Annotated in this window: 17 protein-coding genes; 5 read left to right on the top strand and 12 right to left on the bottom strand. The window is 35.3% G+C overall.

Going from position 1 to position 19,329, the window contains the following annotated elements:
- The first annotated feature begins 45 nt into the window (after positions 1-45).
- Positions 46-462 carry a phosphomannose isomerase type II C-terminal cupin domain gene (locus QNJ66_RS01305; protein WP_300502286.1) on the top strand — a complete coding sequence of 139 codons (417 nt, stop codon included), beginning with the start codon at positions 46-48 and terminating at the stop codon, positions 460-462.
- 272 nt (positions 463-734) lie between these two features.
- Here the strand turns inward: QNJ66_RS01305 and QNJ66_RS01300 are convergent, their stop codons facing one another.
- From QNJ66_RS01300 to QNJ66_RS01290, 3 genes are read right to left on the bottom strand one after another with little or no spacing between them, the layout of a single operon-like run.
- Positions 735-1,754, bottom strand: coding sequence for a PD-(D/E)XK nuclease family protein (locus QNJ66_RS01300; protein WP_300502284.1), 1,020 nt, complete (start codon positions 1,752-1,754; stop codon positions 735-737).
- Between the two features lie 15 nt (positions 1,755-1,769).
- Positions 1,770-4,010 carry an ATP-dependent helicase gene (locus tag QNJ66_RS01295; RefSeq protein WP_300502282.1) on the bottom strand — a complete coding sequence of 747 codons (2,241 nt, stop codon included), beginning with the start codon at positions 4,008-4,010 and terminating at the stop codon, positions 1,770-1,772.
- Entirely contained in the window at positions 4,010-4,264 is a 255-nt protein-coding gene (locus QNJ66_RS01290) for a hypothetical protein (protein WP_300502280.1), read from the bottom strand. Before QNJ66_RS01290 ends, QNJ66_RS01295 begins: the two co-directional genes overlap by 1 nt.
- 89 nt (positions 4,265-4,353) lie before the next feature.
- On the opposite strand from QNJ66_RS01290, the gene QNJ66_RS01285 reads away from it, so the two are divergent.
- Positions 4,354-5,445 carry a DNA sulfur modification protein DndB gene (locus QNJ66_RS01285; RefSeq protein ID WP_300502278.1) on the top strand — a complete coding sequence of 364 codons (1,092 nt, stop codon included), beginning with the start codon at positions 4,354-4,356 and terminating at the stop codon, positions 5,443-5,445.
- On the opposite strand, the gene QNJ66_RS01280 is transcribed toward QNJ66_RS01285, so the two are convergent.
- The 8 genes from QNJ66_RS01280 to QNJ66_RS01245 all read right to left on the bottom strand — a co-directional run bounded on the left by QNJ66_RS01280 (position 5,442) and on the right by QNJ66_RS01245 (position 14,507).
- On the bottom strand, positions 5,442-5,882 hold the full coding sequence (locus QNJ66_RS01280; RefSeq protein WP_300502276.1) for a PIN domain-containing protein: 441 nt from the start codon (positions 5,880-5,882) through the stop codon (positions 5,442-5,444). The genes QNJ66_RS01285 and QNJ66_RS01280 overlap by 4 nt on opposite strands.
- Positions 5,883-6,143: a hypothetical protein gene (locus QNJ66_RS01275; RefSeq protein ID WP_300502274.1), complete on the bottom strand. Its 261-nt coding sequence runs from the start codon at positions 6,141-6,143 to the stop codon at positions 5,883-5,885.
- 147 nt (positions 6,144-6,290) lie between these two features.
- A complete protein-coding gene (locus QNJ66_RS01270) occupies positions 6,291-7,160 on the bottom strand; it encodes a hypothetical protein (RefSeq protein ID WP_300502272.1) in 870 nt (289 codons plus the stop codon).
- A 62-nt stretch (positions 7,161-7,222) separates the two neighbouring features.
- Complete coding sequence (gene dpdA, locus QNJ66_RS01265; protein ID WP_300502270.1) at positions 7,223-9,379, bottom strand: tRNA-guanine transglycosylase DpdA; 2,157 nt, start codon at positions 9,377-9,379, stop codon at positions 7,223-7,225.
- A gap of 65 nt (positions 9,380-9,444) precedes the next feature.
- Positions 9,445-10,737, bottom strand: coding sequence for a glutamyl-tRNA reductase (locus QNJ66_RS01260; RefSeq protein WP_300502268.1), 1,293 nt, complete (start codon positions 10,735-10,737; stop codon positions 9,445-9,447).
- Between the two features lie 260 nt (positions 10,738-10,997).
- The gene (gene secF / locus QNJ66_RS01255; protein WP_300502266.1) at positions 10,998-11,924 is read right to left on the bottom strand and encodes a protein translocase subunit SecF; all 927 of its coding nucleotides are present in this window, start codon (positions 11,922-11,924) and stop codon (positions 10,998-11,000) included.
- Positions 11,925-11,978: 54 nt separating this feature from the next.
- The gene (gene secD / locus QNJ66_RS01250) at positions 11,979-13,397 is read right to left on the bottom strand and encodes a protein translocase subunit SecD (RefSeq protein WP_300502264.1); all 1,419 of its coding nucleotides are present in this window, start codon (positions 13,395-13,397) and stop codon (positions 11,979-11,981) included.
- Positions 13,398-13,523: 126 nt separating this feature from the next.
- On the bottom strand, positions 13,524-14,507 hold the full coding sequence (locus QNJ66_RS01245) for an alpha-ketoacid dehydrogenase subunit beta (RefSeq protein WP_300502262.1): 984 nt from the start codon (positions 14,505-14,507) through the stop codon (positions 13,524-13,526).
- Positions 14,508-14,967: 460 nt separating this feature from the next.
- Between QNJ66_RS01245 and QNJ66_RS01240 the strand changes: the two genes are divergently transcribed.
- From QNJ66_RS01240 to QNJ66_RS01230, 3 genes are all read left to right on the top strand, one after another.
- Positions 14,968-16,458, top strand: coding sequence for a serine/threonine-protein kinase (locus tag QNJ66_RS01240; RefSeq protein ID WP_300502260.1), 1,491 nt, complete (start codon positions 14,968-14,970; stop codon positions 16,456-16,458).
- Between the two features lie 361 nt (positions 16,459-16,819).
- A complete protein-coding gene (locus QNJ66_RS01235) occupies positions 16,820-17,116 on the top strand; it encodes a helix-turn-helix domain-containing protein (RefSeq protein WP_300502258.1) in 297 nt (98 codons plus the stop codon).
- A 178-nt stretch (positions 17,117-17,294) separates the two neighbouring features.
- Positions 17,295-17,861 (top strand): Uma2 family endonuclease, encoded by a 567-nt coding sequence (locus QNJ66_RS01230; protein ID WP_300502256.1) that lies wholly within the window; start codon positions 17,295-17,297, stop codon positions 17,859-17,861.
- A 25-nt stretch (positions 17,862-17,886) separates the two neighbouring features.
- Here the strand turns inward: QNJ66_RS01230 and QNJ66_RS01225 are convergent, their stop codons facing one another.
- Complete coding sequence (locus QNJ66_RS01225) at positions 17,887-19,035, bottom strand: glycosyltransferase family 4 protein (RefSeq protein ID WP_300502254.1); 1,149 nt, start codon at positions 19,033-19,035, stop codon at positions 17,887-17,889.
- Positions 19,036-19,329 lie beyond the last annotated feature (294 nt).

Genomic DNA, 19,329 nt, shown 5'->3' with positions numbered 1-19,329 from the left:
GGTTTAAATTTTTAGATTTTAACGTTTGTATAGTTAAAAAGTATTATGGTTCAAGCTAAAGAAAATAAAAAAAGTGAAGTTGCTACTTTGCCCTTCTCTGTAGCTCATGCAGGTATTACATCTACTGAAACGCGTCCCTGGGGTTCCTTTACTACCCTAGAAGAAGGACCTGGCTATAAGATCAAACGTATTGAAGTTAATCCTGGTCATCGTCTCAGCTTACAAATGCACCACCACCGCAGTGAACACTGGATTGTTGTTTCTGGTACTGCTAAGGTGACTTGTGGGGGCAAAGAAGAGATTTTGGGAGCTAATCAATCTACCTACGTTCCTCAGTGTACCTCCCATCGTCTAGAAAACCCCGGGGTGATTAAGCTTATCCTGATTGAAGTTCAAAATGGCGAATATTTAGGAGAAGATGATATTATTCGTTTCCAAGATGATTATTCTCGTCATAAATAGGTAAATAAATAATTGAAAAACTGCCTAGTTAGCTAGAATTAATTAGGCAGTTTTTTGGTTGTTTATCTATAAACTGCATTTAATTATTTCTAGGTGATTCGTCCTTCCTTGATTTTAAGTATACTCTTGAAAAACTTCCTAACAGAAATGTGTAGTGCTATAGTGTGTCCCCTAACTCTTTCATTAACGCTTCAGCAACCAGATGACTAACTGCTGAGGGTTGCTGAAACCGTATAAGAATAACTAAAAATTAAGCTTTAGATGAAATTAAATTACGGATATCGTAGTTTGACTCCTTGTCCATTATTGGGAGTTTTACAATCCCAACGAAGATCACAAATAGTACAATCTTTTTCACTAATATCTCCAGGAGTTGCTGGATTCCATTGATCATTCAAACGCGCTTCTTCAATTTTTAATACAGTTGTTGCAAATTCCTTAACAGCATCATCAATTTCATTAGAAGTAATACTAACTTCTAAGAGAGCATTTTTTGGTCGTTGAGATGGACAAGTTGAACCATCAAGTTCATTCAAAAAATATAAAATAGCTTTTCGAGGGAAAACACCATGTTTTAGTTCATACAGTTTTGCATAAACTCGCATTTGAAATTCATAGTTTTCTAGGTCTTTAGTATTAACACCTAACAAGCTACTACCTTTGTAGTCCCACATTTCACAATCAGCAGGATTAGCTTCTAAATTTTCTGAATCAACAAGAAGATCAACTACTCCATGAAGAATATGATCAGTACGATCTGCTTGTAATCTATGTTCTGTATCTTTAACCCTTGGATACAGTGTTGATCCTTCAAGAGCATTAAAATATTGAAGTAGTCTAACTGCTTTTAATCTTGTCTCTTGTGGGATATTTCTAATACCTTGACTTTTTAATCCATTGTCAACTTCAATAAAATATTGAATGATTTTACTGGGAGGAATTGGTTTTTTGTTTTTTTCTGTTTCAGCCTTTTGCAAATCATTAAAATATTCAAGAATTTCTTGATCACTGAGAATTTTCCTATTATCCGGTAGAGAACCTTTTGTTGAAGGATCTATTTTTCCATGAAAATGAGTATGACAACGATCTAAAACTTGGTGAAGAATAGTCCCAAAATAAGTCTGATTTTGATAAGCAGGTGCATATTTATGGACATTAAAAGTTCCGTATTGACGAGGGCAACGTCTAAATGAGACAATATCTTGAGTCACACTGTAACGCCGTTTAATATTAGGAATATTAGGTGAAGGAATTGAAATATTTTCAAAAGGTTTTCTTTTATTTATTGTCATTAATTTTACCTTTATTTATATAATAAGAGCATCTGTGTTTCGTTGAAATTCTAAATGATCTCGATTAGGAACAGCAATATGGCTTTTAATCTGCGTCTTTGTTCCTATTAAAATTAGACCATACTGTGCGCGAGAATAAGCTACATAAAGCAAGCGAATATCATCTTCTATGGCTAAATCTTCAGGAGTTCTAGTCACTCTTGGATAAAGATTCTGTCTAAATGGAGCTAAAGTTTGCTCAAGTTGTTGTGCTGCTCCGACTTGTCCTTCTCTACCTAACTTAGTTACAACGAATACGAAAGGAAACTCTAATCCTTTTGATTGATGAATTGTCATAATTGGCAGAGAACCTTCAGGAACAATAACCTCATCATCTTCATCTTCATCAATTCCTGCTTCAATTAAGTAGCTAACAAACATATTATAAAAACGATTAAGAAAGCTTGAATCAATTTCAGTACCTGTATAATTGGCTCGCAAAGAATCTAAATTAAAACTATTGTAGCCTTCAAATAAACGAGTGACTTTAGAAAGACGTAAGTTCCTAACAGGATCTTGTCTCCATGTTAAAAATGGCTCTTGTGCTAGAATCCGATAGATAATTTCTAGTAAGTTTAGTTTAAGAAATCGTCCTGGATTATCTTGGGATGAGCTATTTTTACATACTTCTGATAGTTTTGTGTTGCTCTTTTTTAAGTAGTCATCTAGAGAATTAGTAGATATATTAGAGTCATTTCTTATGTGATCTAAAGTAGCAAACCATTCTTGAATAGGTGTAACCCAAGATAAAGGCTTTCCTTTTGGATCTTTTTTTGATTGAAAACTATGATTTTTATCAATCACTTGAATTAGTGCTGCTAGTAAACACTTAACTTCTCCACTATCCATAAAAGACTTAGAACGAGGATTATAAATAGGGATTCCTAAGTTCTGAAATGCTTGAATAAATGGGCCAGCATTTCTAGGTGAATCTTTAGCACTTCGTAGTAATAAAACACATTGACTGAGATCCTTGATAATACCATCACTTATCAAATGATTATGAATAAATTGAGCAACGGAATTAGCTAAATCTCCTACGTTTTTGGTTTGAATCCAAGAAACAGCAGGATAATTACCAGAAATAGATGAAGCAGCGATAATTGGTTGCTTGTTCGGCGCACGAACTCCTGAAACATTCATTTCTGCAAATGAAGTGATATAGTGATTGAAAAAGTTAACAATATCAGGATGAGAACGGTAGTTATTTTCTAGCTGAAGTTGATGAGGAGTTTGATTAAATATCTCTTGACAGGCTTTATCAAAATTAACCATACAAGTAACATTGCCACCTCGAAAACGATATAGTGCTTGGTCATCATCTCCAACTACAGTAATATTATGGGGTTTTTGATGAGCGAGAGCTAAATAAATACGTTCTTGAATTGGATTAGTATCTTGATATTCATCGACTAATATATACTTTAAAGGAGGATTTTGGTAATCTCCTTCTAAAAACTGTCGACTAGCAGGAGACTTAAGAAATTCAAGAAAGTAAGCTTGAAGATGAGCAAAGTCGCAACGGTAATTATCTTTTAATGCTTGAGAATATTGTTGATATAGTTCTGCTAAAGTTTCCCAATGTTCACCTGCATTAAGCATTCTATCTATATCAAGATAATCTTCTACAATATGATTAAAAAGTGTAACTCCTGCTTTAGCTCGTTGCCATTTATTTGGTGGATACTTTGGTTTTTGATTCTTTGGCTTTTTCCATGTTTTTACGACATAATCAAAATGTATCCAAAAATCTAAATCTTCATGTTTTGAAATATCAGAATAACGATAAGTGAATAAATCTTGTTCGACTTTGTCTAAAAGACGAACATTTTGGTAATTTGGATAGCGGTATTCTTGTAGAATATCATTGCATAAACTATGTAGTGTTCCTATTCTAATATCAGCTATATCAACATCTTTGATGTCAGAATCCGTGTTTTGTAAGACTGCAAGATATGTTGCTAAACGATCCTCAAGGTTTCTTGCTGCTTTTTCTGTAAAAGTTGTCAGAAAAATTGATTTAGGCTCAATATTATCTACACAAAGTAACTTTAAGGTTCGTGTTACCAGGACTTCACTTTTTCCAGAGCCAGGGCCAGCTAAAAGCCACAATTGACCATCTCCATATTCTACTGCTTTTTTTTGATTATCGTCTAAGTCATAGCCTCGTGCAGTAGTTTGAGCTAAACAACTATGAAAAGTCTGAATATCTATCATTATCTTCCCTTCTCACTATTATCACTTTTCGGTCTCCCCATTTTTGAGCGAGAATCTTGACGATTCTTTAATAATTCCTCAATAATCTCTTTCTGCTGCTTTGGGTTATTCCAATCTCGGATAAAACGCTTGACAGACACGCTTACTAAGTCTTGCATGGTGGGTGCTGCGGAAAAATGCTCACTTTCCAAAGAAACCTTGATTTCTTGCAAGGTTTGATAAAGTTCAGTGGGAACTCGAATAGTCGGGGTCAAAATAAAAATACTTAATCTAAAACATTAGTAATTCTAATCTGCTTCCCCTAACACCTGCTACCATGTATACATGATTACAAGATATTTTAATGATGGAACTTATTATTAATGCTGTCTCTGTGCGTCGTAGTCCTCAAGATAAACATATAAGCTATTTGGGAAGCCTTTTTTTAGGAGATATTGCCCGATTAATCGATGATAACCGTTTATATGTGCCTAATCAGCCTGAGTTACCAGATTTTGCCCAACGGAAACTTAACAAAGTACGGGTTAAACAAATTGCTGTTTATATTCTGGAAAATTATCAAACGGGGATGATATTTTTTCCTCCCATTTGTGTTAATGTTCAACCAAAACCAAGGTATGAAGAAGGCAAACTTTTTTTACCCTATCATTCTGTTAGTTTACGTTTAACCGATGGACAGCATCGCTGTTTTGGAATTTATCAAGTTTTAAAAGAAATTCAAGAAAAAGATTCAATAAAATTTAAGCATTTGTCTCAATTAGAAATCGGTGTATTGTTATATTCAGGATTATCTTTAGAAGAGGAACGTCAAGCATTTCGTGACCAAAACTTATTAGTTCAACGTCCGAGTATTTCTTTATCTCACTATTTTGACCAACGTTCTCCGGCAGTTTTAATGGCTAAGAATTTACTAGAAACGGTTCCTCAATTTATAGATAATATTGAAATGATAGAAACAGGTTTAGGTCATTATAATCCTAAATTAATGACCCTTTCTACCTTAGTAACAACAACAAAATATATGTTTCCTAGTCTCAAATCTCAGGAAAATTTAGAAGCAAAAATAAATTGGGCTAGAAGCTTTTGGATAGCATCGGCTAACATTTTTGATAATAATCCTTGGCGAGTGATGACTAAAGAAGAACGAAGTCAACAAAGACAAGAAACTTTATTAGTTAGTGCGGTTTTTTTACAAGCATTGGGACTATTAGCCCATGATTTATATCAAGAAGATGTACCAGCAGAACAGTTAGAAAAGTGGTTAAAAAACTTAAAAAAATTGGATTGGCGAAGAGATAATAAATTTTGGTTAGAACGAGGAGTAATACAGATAGGAGCAACAGAAGAACCGATTATTTCTAATACAAAAACTACAGTTAAAGCTTGTCATAAAGTGCTTCGGGAATTTGTGGGAATAATGGAAATTATGGTTTAACTTATATCTGTTGGGTGAATGGCTGTAATTTCTGAAAAACGTCTAAAATCATTAACATTAAACGTTAAAATTTTATCAATTTCATAAACTAACATAGCAGCAACTAGGCGTGTATCATGAACTTTCACCCCTTTAACTTGATATTTTTTGACTAAATTTCGCCATTGAAGATAAATTTTCGAGGTATCAGGAAGAACAATAAAAATATTTTCTATTCGAGAAACTTCTCCTTCAGTTTCAGAAACAGTCATTCCTAAACCATTTTTTTCTAGAGGGCGAGTACAAACATTCCAAAACTCAATCAGATTTTGAGAAATAATAAAAAGCTGTTCATTTTGTGAGCGCAAACTTTTAATTGAATTAGTAACATCTTTATTCATCGGATGGTCTAAATCAATCATTCGTAATAGAATATTGGTGTCAAGTAAAAAAGCCAATTATCCTCTTTCTCCATAAATATTTTCTCGACTAATGGCTTCATCAGAAAGACACGGAAGATTCTTATTTCTATGACTGTCTATCCATTCTTGAAAAGCATTATTCCATTCTTGAGGAGAGGCTTTCTCTTGAAAATGAGACGGTTTTTTGATGTGCTTATCTTGCAGAATAGGCTTAATTTTTTCTTTTAAAAGGTCTTTTTCTTCAGGGGTTAAGCATTCAATTATCTGGGTAATTGAATCAACTAATTGAGTGTTCATAAAGTTATCCTTGAAACAGTTTAAAATCAACTATTTACTAATAGTATACTTTATTTTAACATACCCGTACCTAATGCAAATCTCATCAGTTTTCCTGACATAGATTTATAATATATGAGAAAGAAACAACTTTTTTGTTAGTTAAAGTCAAAGTAAAAAAGTTGAGTTTTGTTTTATTGAAGACGAATGAGAGGCAAAATTGATGATTTCTTGTAAGACGTTACGGTTTTTGAATCTTTTTTCATAGCAACTATTCCACCAAAACCACCCCGCAGAATCAGCCCAAACTTTATGCTTTTTTAACACCTCTAAACGACTCAAAGCCAATCCTCCTAAAACAAAATCGGGTCGACTCCAAGCTAATAAGTTATCTAATTCTTGAACTGATAACCCAAATTTTAAGTGAGTTCTCTTTCTTTTATCTAGTTTGAGTAACCCACCCAAAGCAAGATATTTATAACCAATATTTTTATACTCACTAATTAAAGATGAAAGATAACTTTTAGGTGAGTTATAATAAGGCAAGAAAGAATCTTGAGAAGGAACAGATTTTTCTTTCCAATTATAAAGTATTGCTCCCATTTGAACAACACCAATTAAATGATAGTTCCTATGTTCTTTCCAATATTCATCCCAACTTAGTCTTGCTAAATAGAGGGAAATCAAAGGTTCTCCTATAATATCAGGAGCAAAAACAAAATCAGGAGAAAAAGAGTTACATCGTTTCAAATAGTTGTGTATAATTTTGCGTAATTTATTTTCACTAGCTAAGTTAAATTTTCGGATCCATTGTTCATGCTTAAACTCACAATTCAGTTGATAATATAAAGACTTATTATGCTTCTCAAAAACTCCACTATCTATCAAAAAAGGTTGATCAAAATTCCTAATTTTATCCAACAGCTTATCATAACAAGAAAAAGGAGCAAGTATGCCATAATCTCCTTCAAGAGTATTTAGTTGTTCTAGGCGTTTTATCCAATCTAGAGAAAAGACAGGAAGAAAATGATTATTCATGTTGATAAAAAATAATACTATCAAATAGAAAAAAGACGAATAAATTAAACCTTATCAAAAAATTAAGCTATTTTTATCATTTCTTCTTGACTCTTATTACTAATTTTTTTATGATTGAATTCTCTTAAGTCCATTTCTTCAAGTAAAGCTTTAAATCGTTTATAAAACATATAAGTATTATGAAAACCTCGGCGACGGTTACGGTCATTTCCTCTAAAGATTAAAGTATCAACGCCTAAACTTTGACAAATTACACAATCACAGTCTTTCCAAGGTTTATCTTCTAAAAGTATTTTATACATGAATCTATACTTAGGCAATAATCTATCTTTTACAAATAACTGATTATAAGTTAAAACTGTTTCTAGAGTCAGATCAATATAAGCTTGATTTTCATCAAAATCTCTTAACACTTTTAAAGCTTCTTGTTCAAGAATTTGAATGATTTCCCACTTCCAAAAGCTAGTGATAATAAATAAATAAATAATAGAATTGCTTAGATAACTTTTGCAATCAAATTGAATTAACTCTTTAATCTTTTTATTCCTATGATTCGCTTGAGGAATTCTAATAGCTGCATAAACATTATGATTAACTCCATGATAGTTGGCTTCTGGACTTAACCAAGCTTTTCTTAAAGGACTAGCAGAATCAAAGCTAGTAACACCTAAATGACGAAAAATCGGAACTGCATTTAGTCTTCCTACCCCAAATAAATGAAGTTTGATATCTGGTGTTAAATAAGGATAAATCGCCAGTAAAATATCAATAATTTTCTCTATTTTTTCTCTCGCTACTCCTCCCACAGCTAAATAAGTATAACCCATTTTTATATAAGCTTTTGCAGCTTCAGCATAAGTTTGAGGGTTCCACCCTTGAATTGCCCCTACTGGGGTAAATTTATACCCATATTGTGAGTGTTTTGTCAAGAATTCTTCAGCATTTTTTATTGTTAAGTCATAGCGTTTTTCTCTAATACCCTTTTCAGCAAATTTACCAACAATTAAATGATCAATACTAACCCCATAATTAAACCCACATTGTTGATAATAGTCTAAAATTTCTTCGGTGGTATAAGGAGGAAATTCTTGTTTAATGTATCCAAAAGCCCCACAATCTCCTATAATTTCTCCAGAGAAACGAATATAATCATGAATTCCTTGTTGTAGTATTGCTTTTTGTTTTTTTTTGCTTTTGTCAAAAACGACTTTAGACACTAGAATCCCATCGTAATTAGGAGATTCAAACAGTTGATGAGCATAAAAATCATCTTTGTGAGGAATTCTATTAGGTGTAAATTGATCTTGAATAAAATCAAAATTGGGGTCAACATAATCGTCCCATTCTGGAATAAAATACTTCATTCCATGATGATAATTAGCTGCAGGAGGAATTGAAGGAAGAGGAATAACCTCCGATAGCTCAGATCGTTGCTTTTTTAGTTTATTGTTACCATCAATAAAAGGTAAGTTTAATGGCACTGAATAACTTTCTTTCTGTTCAACTAATCTATTAATTACTTCTTTAAATAATTCAGGACTTTTGAAAAGTTTAATAATTAATTGAATATCTTGTGTTACGGTTTGAGCAAATTGTTTAAACAAAAATCCTTTTAAACCCACTAATCCGTAACCATAATGTTTGGCTTCTGCATTAGACAAAGGAAGGACAAAATGTTGACTAAAATTGATTTTAATATACTCACTACTTCCCCAACTTGCTAAGAAAATAAACGTCTGATTAGAGTTGGTTTTAACAGGTAAGTTAAGCGCACGTAAATAATTTTCACTTAATAAGATAAAAATCAAATCATAATCAGCAATTAGCTGCTCAAAAGCGTCATGAATCCCTAAAAATTGCGCCCATTCATCCAACTCTTGTCCCTTCATTGTGTTAAAAGTAGCTTCATAAGGGACAATCATTTTATACTCATCAATTAAGCCATATCCAGCCGAAATAATGGCTAAATCTATTGTAATATCACAATTATTATTCTTTTCCTTTCCTACTTCACGCAACAAATTAAGCCCTTCCATCAAACGTAAATGTTGCGCACCTGTGTACATTTCCCCTGCACAACAAGCAAACTCACTCAACTGTTTTGAACGAGATATTAATAATTGAGAATCCTGAAAATCTGACAGTTGAAGCTTATTTTTGGGTTTAAATCGCTTTTCTCCTGTACAGTTTGTTACCACTAAAACGCGCGGATAGGACATAAATTTTGATGTTTGACTCAGAAATGCTGACCCCCCAACTTCTGGAGTTGAGGGGTCAGATTATTTTAACCAAATTGTTTTTCAATTTCAATTTCAAGGTCAAACAACATTTGTAAAGACTGTAAACATTTCTGTCTTGCCTCTATATCTTGTTGGGCCCGTAGTTGTACCATCGGTTCGTGTAATATTTTGTTAACAATACCTCTGGTTAAAGCTTCAATCACCTCTTGGTGTTTCTCAGCAAATTCCGTTCCTAAACGGGATAAGGCTTTTTCTAATTCTTGTTCACGAATACCCTCTACTTTCGTTCTCAAACAGCTAATAGTAGGAACCGTCTCCAAAGAACGCCACCACAACTCAAACGCTTCCACTTCCTCTTCTAGTAACCCTTCCGCCTCTAAAGCCATCTGACGACGACTAGCATGATTTTGCGCCACCACAGCCTTTAAATCATCCACATTATAAGCTTCTACCATTTCCATATCTTGGACGTTTGTAGCCACATTTCGAGGCACAGAGATATCAAATAACATTAACCCTTGTTCAACGGATACCACTTCTTTAAGGTTGTCTTGATGTAAGATAGGTTGGGTTGCTCCCGTGCTAGTAAACACCATATGAGAGTTACCCACAACCGTCATCATCTCATCCAAAGAAACCAGGGTTAACTCAGCTTGAGGGAATTTTTTGGCTAACTCCTCGGCACGACGCTGGGAACGGTTAACAACGGTGATAGAAGTCGCTCCTTTGGCCACAAGATGCTTCACCAGTAAACAAGCCATTTTCCCTGCACCAATAATACTAATGTTACGGGAAGCTAGGTCATCCACTTTGGTTACAGCTAATTCTACCGCAGCCGAACTAATGGATACCGCACCGGTGCCAATATTAGTTTCACTGCGCACCCGTTTTCCTGCTGTGATTGCTTGTTTAAAGAGGCGATCTAGTAATCTGCTAATACTTTTGTACTTTTGGGATAATTTATGGGTGGTTTTCACCTGGGCTAAAATTTGCCCTTCCCCTAAGACTAAACTTTCCAAACCAGCGGCCACCCTTAACAGATGACGTACTGCGTCTTGATGAAGCAGGGTAAATAAATAGCGACGGAGATAGGTTAGGGAAATGTGACCGGTTTCCGATAAAAATTGAGTAATTTCTACCACACCCTTTTCTGTGTCTGTCACCACCGCATAAATTTCTAAACGGTTACAGGTGCTAATGACAGCGACTTCCTCAATATGAGGATAACCCTTTAAATGGTGTAAGGCTTCTTCTATTTTAGCCTCTTGAATACTTAATTTTTCTCGGACTTCAACTGGGGCAGTTTTGTGACTGAGGCCCACCACTGCAATGTTCATGAGTTCTCCTACAAGGGTGTCAGCTTACGTTAATCGAAAATGGAATAAGTGCTACTGTTTCTAATTTCTGCAATTTAGACCCAATTTGTCCCAATCACAAAGACTTTGATAAGAATCTTTATAAAACTTCAAAAAAGTGAGTTAATGTTGAGAAAGTAACACTCGGACATATGCTTGTCCGTTGTCAATAATAACAGTTATCAGTTATCAGTTATCAGTTTTTTACTCTCCCCGTCACCCCACACTCCCCACACTTAACCTTAACTGTTAGCCAACACCTGACGGTTACGCCACCAAGCGAGCAAGGTACTAGCAATAAAAATACTAGAATAAGAACCTGCTATGAACCCTAAAATTAAAGCTAGGGAAAAATATTTCAAGGTTTCTCCACCGAATAAGAAAATACCAATCAGAGGTAATAAAGTGGTGATAGTAGTATTAATAGAACGAGTCAAACTTTGATTAACAGAATTTTCAACAATCTCGTTAATAGAAAGTTCTTCAATATATTTATCTGTATTTTCTCGAATGCGATCGTAAATAACCACAGTATCGTTAACAGAAAAGCCAATAATAGTTAATAAAGCAACCAAAAATAAACTATCCACTTCCACTCCAGCAACTAATCCTAAAACAGCAAAAAATCCTGCTGTAATTAAGACATCGTGGACTAAAGCAATAATCGCAAATAAAGCATAATCGAACTTAAAGCGAACACTAAGATAGACAATAATCCCGAAAAAAGAAACTAATAACGCTAAAACTCCTGACTCAAATAATTCTTTCCCAATTGTTGGACCAACGGTATCAATTTGAATAGTCTCGGGATCAAAATCACCTATCTTTTCGTTTAATTCTTGTTGCAATTGAGTCCTTTCATCCACATCTAAATTTTTAGTGCGAATGGAAAGAATAGTTCCTTCTAATACTTGAATAGTGCTGTTTCCTAACTCTTTTTCTGTGAGAATATTTCGGACTTCTCCCACATCGATCTCTTGCTCGCAACTGTCTTCAACCCCACAAGCTAATTGTAACTGTAAACGAGTTCCCCCAATAAAATCTAAACCGGGTCTTAATGGGGCTTGAAAGGTAGAATAAGAAATGATCATAGCAATGATTCCACCCAAAATAATTAAGGCAGAAATTGACCACCATAACCGTTCTAATTTAATAAGATTTAAGGGCATTTTTTCGGTTAAATAACATCAATAATTGAACAATAATAAGAAATAGTCTTGTGTCTAAGTCTTACTAACTTTGGGTAAATTAGGACAGAATAATTGTGGTTTTTTGCGAACTGTAGGCAGTCCCAACACCGTCGCTAATAAGAAAGTTCGAGTACAAGTTAAGGCCGTAAACATACTCACCAAAACACCTATGGCTAAAGTTAAAGCAAAGCCTTTAACTAACCCAGATCCTAGACCAAATAAAGCACCACAAGCAATCAACGTGGTGACATTACTATCTAAAATACTAGAAAAAGCTCGATAAAAGCCCGATTCTACCCCACTATACAAAGTTTTGCCACCCCGTAACTCTTCACGGGTGCGTTCAAAAATCAACACATTCGCATCCACTGCCATACCAATACTGAGGATAAACCCGGCAATACCAGGAAGAGTTAAAGTAACGCCAATCAAAGAATAACAAGCTAAAGTTAAGAGAGTATAGACAGCGAGAGCTAAATCAGCAATTAACCCAGGTAAGCGATAATAAACCCCCATAAAGATTAAAACTAACACTAAACCAGCCACCGCAGCATAGATACTGCGTTGGATACTATCCCGTCCCAAAGTTGCCCCAACGGTGCGATTTTCCACTACTTCCACAGGGAAAGGTAAAGAACCACCTCGTAACTGTACGGCCAATTCGTTGGCAGTGTCTACGGTAAAACCACCTGTGATGACTGCACTGCCTCCAGTAATACCAGTAGCAGCAAATTGAGCGCCGACTACAGGCGCACTAATCAAAACATCATCTAAGAAGATCCCGATACTGCGACCGGTTCCAGCAATGTTTTTGGTTAGTTCAGCGAACTTTGTGCCTCCTTCGTTGTCAAAGTCGATAATAACCTCCCATTCTGTTCCCTGGGTTGGCCCATAACGAGCATTATCCAAATTTTTACCGGATAACCCGACGGACTCAAATAAGTCTAAAATTATTTGGTCAGATTCTTTGATAGACTCGGTTAACTCTGCAATACGTTCTTCTTCTTCAGGGGTGGTATCTCCCAGTCTCAGATCGTTTAATTCTCGTTGTTTTTCTCGTCTGAGTCCAAATTCAACAGGTAGTTGTCCTTCTGTCCCTTGTCTTTGTTGACGAAATTCTAATTGTGCAGTTCCCCCCAATACCCGTTCTGCTTGTTCGGGATCGGTAACACCGGGCAACTGTACCACAATTTTATCTTGTCCCAAGGTTTGCACAACGGGTTCAGCAACTCCTAACCCATTAACCCTATTTTCGAGAACGGTTTTCGCTGCTTCTAAGTCTTCTTGGGAGATGGTTGTAACTTCTTCGGTGGGTTGGAGTTGAATGGTTAACTGGGCCCCACCCCTCAAATCTAAACCGAGTTGTAAGGGAATAACATTGAGAAGGGCGATCGCACCGATAACCAAGGCAATAATAAAACCGATCAACAAACGTCGTTCTTGTTGTTTCATACTATTCGCTTATGTAAGGGGTTAGGACAGGGAGACTGGGAGACAAGGGGACTGGGGAACTAGATAACTGATAACTGGTCACTGATAACTGATCACACCCCATTATCCCCTATTCATCTCATCTAACTAAATATGCAGTGTCATCAACTTATCTACTGCTTCAGCTATTTGGGGAGGCTGTACAATGGTTAATCTTTCTAACATTCCATTGTAAGGGGTGGGAATGTCTTGGGAGGATAAACGAATGACCGGTGCATCTAATTCGTCGAAAAAGTTATCATTAATTAAAGCAATTAATTCGGCAGCAATACCGCCGGTTTTCATACATTCTTCAACAATGATCACTCGGTGGGTTTTGCGAATAGAGTCCCCAATGGTTTGTAAGTCGAAGGGTTTTAGGGAAATTAAATCAATAATTTCGGGATCGTACCCTTGTGCTTCCATTTCTTTGAGGGCCTGTAAGCAATGATGACGCATTCTTGAATAGGTGAGAATGGTGACATCTTTCCCTTTTCTGACTATTTCTGCTTTGTCTAAGGGGACAATATATTCATTATCGGGAAGGGTTTCTTTGAGGTTGTAGAGTAAAACGTGTTCAAAGAAGAGGACGGGGTTTTCATCGCGAATGGCTGCTTTGAGTAGTCCTTTGGCGTTATAAGGGGTAGAACAGGCGACAATTTTTAAGCCAGGAACGGCGTGAAAATAAGCTTCTAAGCGTTGGGAATGTTCGGCCCCTAACTGTCTGCCAACTCCTCCTGGTCCACGTATGACCATAGGGATCTTAAAGTTTCCCCCAGAAGTATAGCGCAACATTCCTGCATTATTGGCAATTTGGTTGAAGGCCAATAATAAAAAGCCCATATTCATCCCTTCAATGATCGGTCGTAACCCTGTCATTGCGGCACCTACAGCCATTCCCGTAAAGCTATTTTCTGCGATCGGGGTATCAAGAACTCGCAGGTCTCCGTATTTTTTGGCAAGATCCTTGGTTACTTTATAGGAACCGCCATAATGTCCTACATCTTCCCCTAAGACAAATACTGTGTCGTCTCGTCCCATTTCTTCATCAATGGCCTGACGTAGCGCATTAAATAATAAAGTTTCTGCCATATATTTATACTAATTCCTTGCCTTTGTTATCCTATCATCACAGAGTTCTGCAAACAAAGCCCTTATAGCAGTTTTCAATTGAGTGTATTAATATTTGGGTTGAGTGAGTGTGAGGAGTGTGGGAGGGATGGGAAGTGTGGGGAGTTTTGAAATGTAAATGTTTAATCTATATATAAGAAAACTGCTGTTAAATGTCATTTCGATGTACCAGGAATCTCCTTAACAACAGTTAACAACAGCAAGCAAGATGCTTGCACTACATCAATATAGAATACAATCAATTTTTGACAAATTGTCTGGAAAAACAAAACAGAGCATCCCATAGTTGAGAACTGAGGTGATAAGCGCGCGCCTTTTCCACTGTCCTTATAATATCATGTCAAGTCAAGAAAAGCAAGGAATTGTAACAGATATTTTTATAGCAATTTCAGAAAAATTATTCTAATATTAAGGTAAATTTTTGTTTGATATTGATGCTGTCATGACTTTATGTATTAATCCTAAATGCACTCAACCCGAAAACTCTGACCATAATTTAGAGTGTCGAAATTGTGGCTCAGAATTACTATTAGAAGGTTTGTATCGTGCTTCCAAGAAACTAGGAGAAGGGGGTTTTGGGGTTACTTATCTTGTTAGAGATAACCACCAAAATTTTGAAAAAGTCCTGAAGATTTTAAAGTTAGAAGATCCCGATGCTTTAAGATTGTTTGAGCAAGAAGCAGAGGTATTAAAAAAACTGAATCATCCTGGGATTCCTCACGTAGAAAGTGATGGTTATTTTAGCTATTTTGCTAGAGATAGTCAAAAACCTATCCATTGTTTAATTATGGAGAAAATAGAGGGAGAAGATTTAGAAACTTGGTTAAATAAACGGCAACAACCCATTAATCAAAGAGTTGCTTTAAACTGGCTCAAGGAATTAACAGAAATATTACAAGTTGTGCATCAAGAGCAGTTTTTTCACCGAGATATTAAACCCTCTAATATTATGCTAAAACCTAATGGTAGGTTAGCTTTAATTGATTTTGGAACGGTTAAGGAAGCAACTGTTACTTACATGGCAAAAGCTGAAGCAGGAAAACCAGGAACGATTGGTATTGATTCCACAAACTATACCCCAACGGAACAGCAAAATGGTTGTCCTGTGCCTCAATCAGACTTTTTTGCACTGGGAAGAACTTTTGTTCATTTATTAACTAAGCAACCTCTTGGGGAATTTTATGATGCTCATACCGATACTTTAAACTGGCAGTATGCAGCACCGAATATTGATCCATTATTAAAGAATTTTATTGATCAATTAATGCAGCGTTTAGTGAAAAATAGACCAGCAAATACAACAGTTATTTTACAAGAATTAGAGAAGATTGAAAGAAAATTATATCCTCCTAAAGTTACAACAAAACCAACGGTTATTCAAACTCCTCCTAAGCAGATATCTCCTAGACGTAAATCTTTGAATAAGAAGCGTAAATCGTCTCCAGTTTCTAAACCAAAATCAAAGATAAGAATATTTTGTGAATTAATAAATAGCAATCCTTGGTTGTCATTACTTCCTTTGTCACTCAATTTTATTTGTATTGCTATCGCTTTATTAATGGTTTCTAGTCCTTTATGGGGTTGGATTATAGTTGGTATAATAACTATGTTTTTTAGCTGTTTATCCTTTGAATCAGATAGAGAACTTGATTCTAATTTTAATACAATCACTTTACTTATTATCTGGAGTATCTTGGTATTCTGTGCAGTTATTGAACCTCAGAATTTCCCTTATGTTTTCTTACTTCCTCCCTTGATGTTCGGTATGTTCCTGTTCAATGATTTGAATTCTGCTCCTAAACTTAACAGATATTTCTCAAAAGTACAGACATTTTTTATTGTAACTACAACTTCTTTCGGGGGACTAGGTTTAGGTGTATTGGTGGTGTGGTTATGGCAATATTTGGTTTAATTGTAGGGGTTTAATATTATTAAACCCATTGCATCGTCTTGCACCCTATTAAAACCTATAAACCAATTTCACCCCATTAAATGCTATAAATCTTATAGCATAATTGCAAGTAAATTGGTGGGTTACGACGGATTATTATCTTCTTGTTATAACCTAAATTATCGCCGTCTAACCCACCCTACTGGATTACTGGCTTTTATTTCAATATTACGATACCCTGAAGAAGAGAATTATTATCGATCGCAATTATTAAGAAAACTTCGGCAGTACCTAACAAAGATATTGACATAGCTATCAAACGTAAAAAACGCTTTGAGAACAACCCACAACAACATACATATCAAGAAGATATATCAGAATAATGCCTAAAACTACTGACGCTCTCAAAATTATTGATAACATGATTGGAGATGATTCTCAACTTCAACAAATGTGTCAACAGGCTACAATTAATGCCCATGTTGCACAACTTATTTATGATGCTAGAATACAATCAGGTTTAAGTCAGGCAGAACTAGCTAACAAGATTGGAACAAGTCAATCTGTTATTTCTCGTCTTGAAGATGCTGATTATGAAGGAAATTCTCTCTCTATGTTAAACCGTATTGCTTTTGCTCTTAATCGTGAAGTTAAAATCGATTTAGTAGAATTCAAATAAATATAAAATATGACACCGATTAAAAATGAACTGTTTAAACCCTTATAATGTGGGCATAATATTATTATGCCCCTACGGTGTTAATTAATTTTTGGTAATTAGAGTATAATCAAGGGGGTGTTTTTGGGGAGCATAAACAATTTACATGAACTAAGTTATAAATACAAATATTAAATTAATGGTCATTAGTAAAAATATTCAGTCAATTTTCACCCTTAAAGAATTTTTAAAGCAACCAGAAACTAAACCGGCCAAAGAATATGTTGAAGGAATTATTTATCAAAAACCTATGCCTCAAGGTGAACATAGTATCTTACAAATGCGTCTAGGAACAGCCATTAATAATATTAGTTTACCTAATAAATTAGCCTATGCTTTTCCTGAGTTACGTTGTAGTTTTTCTGGACGCTCTATTGTCCCTGATTTAGCGGTTTTTTATTATTCTAGAATTCCCAGAACACCTGAAGGAAAAATTGTGAATAAATTTGATATTTATCCTGACTGGATTATAGAAATTTTATCTCCAGAACAATCAGCCAACCAAGTCATTAAAAAGATTCTATTTTGTTTAAAACATGGTACAGAGTTAGGTTGGTTAATCGATTCGCAAGATCAATCAGTAATGATATTTTCTCCTAATAAATTACCAGAAATTTTATCAGAATCAGCTAGTTTACCTGCCTTGAGTAATTTAGAAAATTGGCAATTAACTGTTCAAGAATTGTTTGATTGGCTAATTATTTAAGTAAATAATCTAATCGAAACCAAAACTATAAATGACTCATCATTGAAAATTTTTTGCCACCTAGAACCTCTTGATAAACTTTTTCAACCTGAGAAATATTACTGGTTAAAGAATATTTATCTAATACCCTTTGTCTGGCCTTTTGCCCTAATAATTGAGTAATTTCGCTATGGTCTCGAAACAAAGGTAACAGGGTTTTTAACTGTGTGGTAACACCATGAGTATCTAACACTACGCCGGCACCATTTTCTAATACTTCCCCATCGGCCCCTGCATCCGTAGCAATACAAGCGACACTACAAGCCATGGCCTCTAATAAAGACAAGGATAACCCTTCCACCAAAGAAGGCAAAATAAAGACATCAGCAGCCCGTAAAATATCAATACGCTTTTGTTCATCTGCCACAAACCCCAACCAGTAGATATTATGTTCTTTACCATAAAAGTCTTCTAAGGAGGGTTTAAGGTGTCCATCACCCACAATCAATAATTTACTCTGCTCTCCCATATCAACCTGTTTCCAAGCCTTTAGCAAGGCTTCTACGTTCTTCTCTGTGGCAATACGTCCCACATAGACAAACAACCTTTTAGCTTTGATTTGAGACTTAAGACAGGAAACACCTGGGGAATATTTAACTGTATCAACGCCGTTAGGAATAATCGCTAGTTTATCTTTATTAACCCCCAATTTCATTAATAACTCCTGTTGTAGTCGGGAGAAAACAATCACTTTATCGTAGTGGGCTAAAAATGGCGCATAAAGCTGATAAGTTAAAAATTGGGTACTGGACTTAAAATTACGTAATTTACTGTCAAAAGGGGGGTGAAACGTGGCTATGAGGGGTAAATTTAACGCCTGACAGATTTCCGGTAGTCGAAAGTCCAGAGGAGATAAGGTAAGGGAAGCATGAACCGCATCCGGTTTCAGTTTTGCCAAAGCATCCATCAAAATCTTACTAGATTTTGGGGTAGGGATAGTGTAAATTTGCGATTTATAGAGAAAAGGTAAGGTAACTTCCTTACAGTGTGGCCAATGAGTCGAATCTGTCTCTTCTTGCGAAAAATGAAGAAAACTAACCTGATAACCTCGGCCTAGAAGGGCGTTTGTTACTTCCCGACCATAAGTTACATTTCCACAGAAAGGGGATTTTTTCCCAAGCCAAGCGATGTGCATTCAAATATAAAGACAGATAGTTATAGCGAACTGATAAGAGAGAATTTGTTGTAATTGTATGGATTATAAGCATAAGCTACCCAGAACTACAAGGGGAAAGTTTGGATAGCTTAGATATTATGGGAAGATAATTATTAGTTCGAGAGGGTTTTTTACTGTATCCTAGAAGATTAATTATTATCTTCAGAAAGATTCAATAAATTTAAAAATCAACGGTGAAAGTTTTGAAATAGTTGATAAAAAATACTGCCATATTTTACCTATTTGCCTCATAAATGTGTTATCTTGATGATA

Source organism: Crocosphaera sp., assembly GCF_030064895.1.
Taxonomy (GTDB): domain Bacteria; phylum Cyanobacteriota; class Cyanobacteriia; order Cyanobacteriales; family Microcystaceae; genus Crocosphaera.
Note: the sequence above shows the minus strand (reverse complement) of the source record. Positions and strands in the feature narration are given on the sequence as shown.

What these genes read in the sequence shown, in the direction of transcription:
- QNJ66_RS01245 (WP_300502262.1), bottom strand. Translation starts at nt 14,507, where the DNA reads ATGGCAGAAACTTTATTATTTAATGCGCTACGTCAGGCCATTGATGAA.
- QNJ66_RS01275 (WP_300502274.1), bottom strand. Translation starts at nt 6,143, where the DNA reads ATGAACACTCAATTAGTTGATTCAATTACCCAGATAATTGAATGCTTA.
- QNJ66_RS01295 (WP_300502282.1), bottom strand. Translation starts at nt 4,010, where the DNA reads ATGATAGATATTCAGACTTTTCATAGTTGTTTAGCTCAAACTACTGCA.
- dpdA (WP_300502270.1), bottom strand. Translation starts at nt 9,379, where the DNA reads ATGTCCTATCCGCGCGTTTTAGTGGTAACAAACTGTACAGGAGAAAAG.
- QNJ66_RS01230 (WP_300502256.1), top strand. Translation starts at nt 17,295, where the DNA reads ATGGTCATTAGTAAAAATATTCAGTCAATTTTCACCCTTAAAGAATTT.
- QNJ66_RS01285 (WP_300502278.1), top strand. Translation starts at nt 4,354, where the DNA reads ATGATGGAACTTATTATTAATGCTGTCTCTGTGCGTCGTAGTCCTCAA.
- QNJ66_RS01225 (WP_300502254.1), bottom strand. Translation starts at nt 19,035, where the DNA reads ATGCACATCGCTTGGCTTGGGAAAAAATCCCCTTTCTGTGGAAATGTA.
- secD (WP_300502264.1), bottom strand. Translation starts at nt 13,397, where the DNA reads ATGAAACAACAAGAACGACGTTTGTTGATCGGTTTTATTATTGCCTTG.
- QNJ66_RS01270 (WP_300502272.1), bottom strand. Translation starts at nt 7,160, where the DNA reads ATGAATAATCATTTTCTTCCTGTCTTTTCTCTAGATTGGATAAAACGC.
- secF (WP_300502266.1), bottom strand. Translation starts at nt 11,924, where the DNA reads ATGCCCTTAAATCTTATTAAATTAGAACGGTTATGGTGGTCAATTTCT.
- QNJ66_RS01235 (WP_300502258.1), top strand. Translation starts at nt 16,820, where the DNA reads ATGCCTAAAACTACTGACGCTCTCAAAATTATTGATAACATGATTGGA.
- QNJ66_RS01300 (WP_300502284.1), bottom strand. Translation starts at nt 1,754, where the DNA reads ATGACAATAAATAAAAGAAAACCTTTTGAAAATATTTCAATTCCTTCA.
- QNJ66_RS01260 (WP_300502268.1), bottom strand. Translation starts at nt 10,737, where the DNA reads ATGAACATTGCAGTGGTGGGCCTCAGTCACAAAACTGCCCCAGTTGAA.
- QNJ66_RS01305 (WP_300502286.1), top strand. Translation starts at nt 46, where the DNA reads ATGGTTCAAGCTAAAGAAAATAAAAAAAGTGAAGTTGCTACTTTGCCC.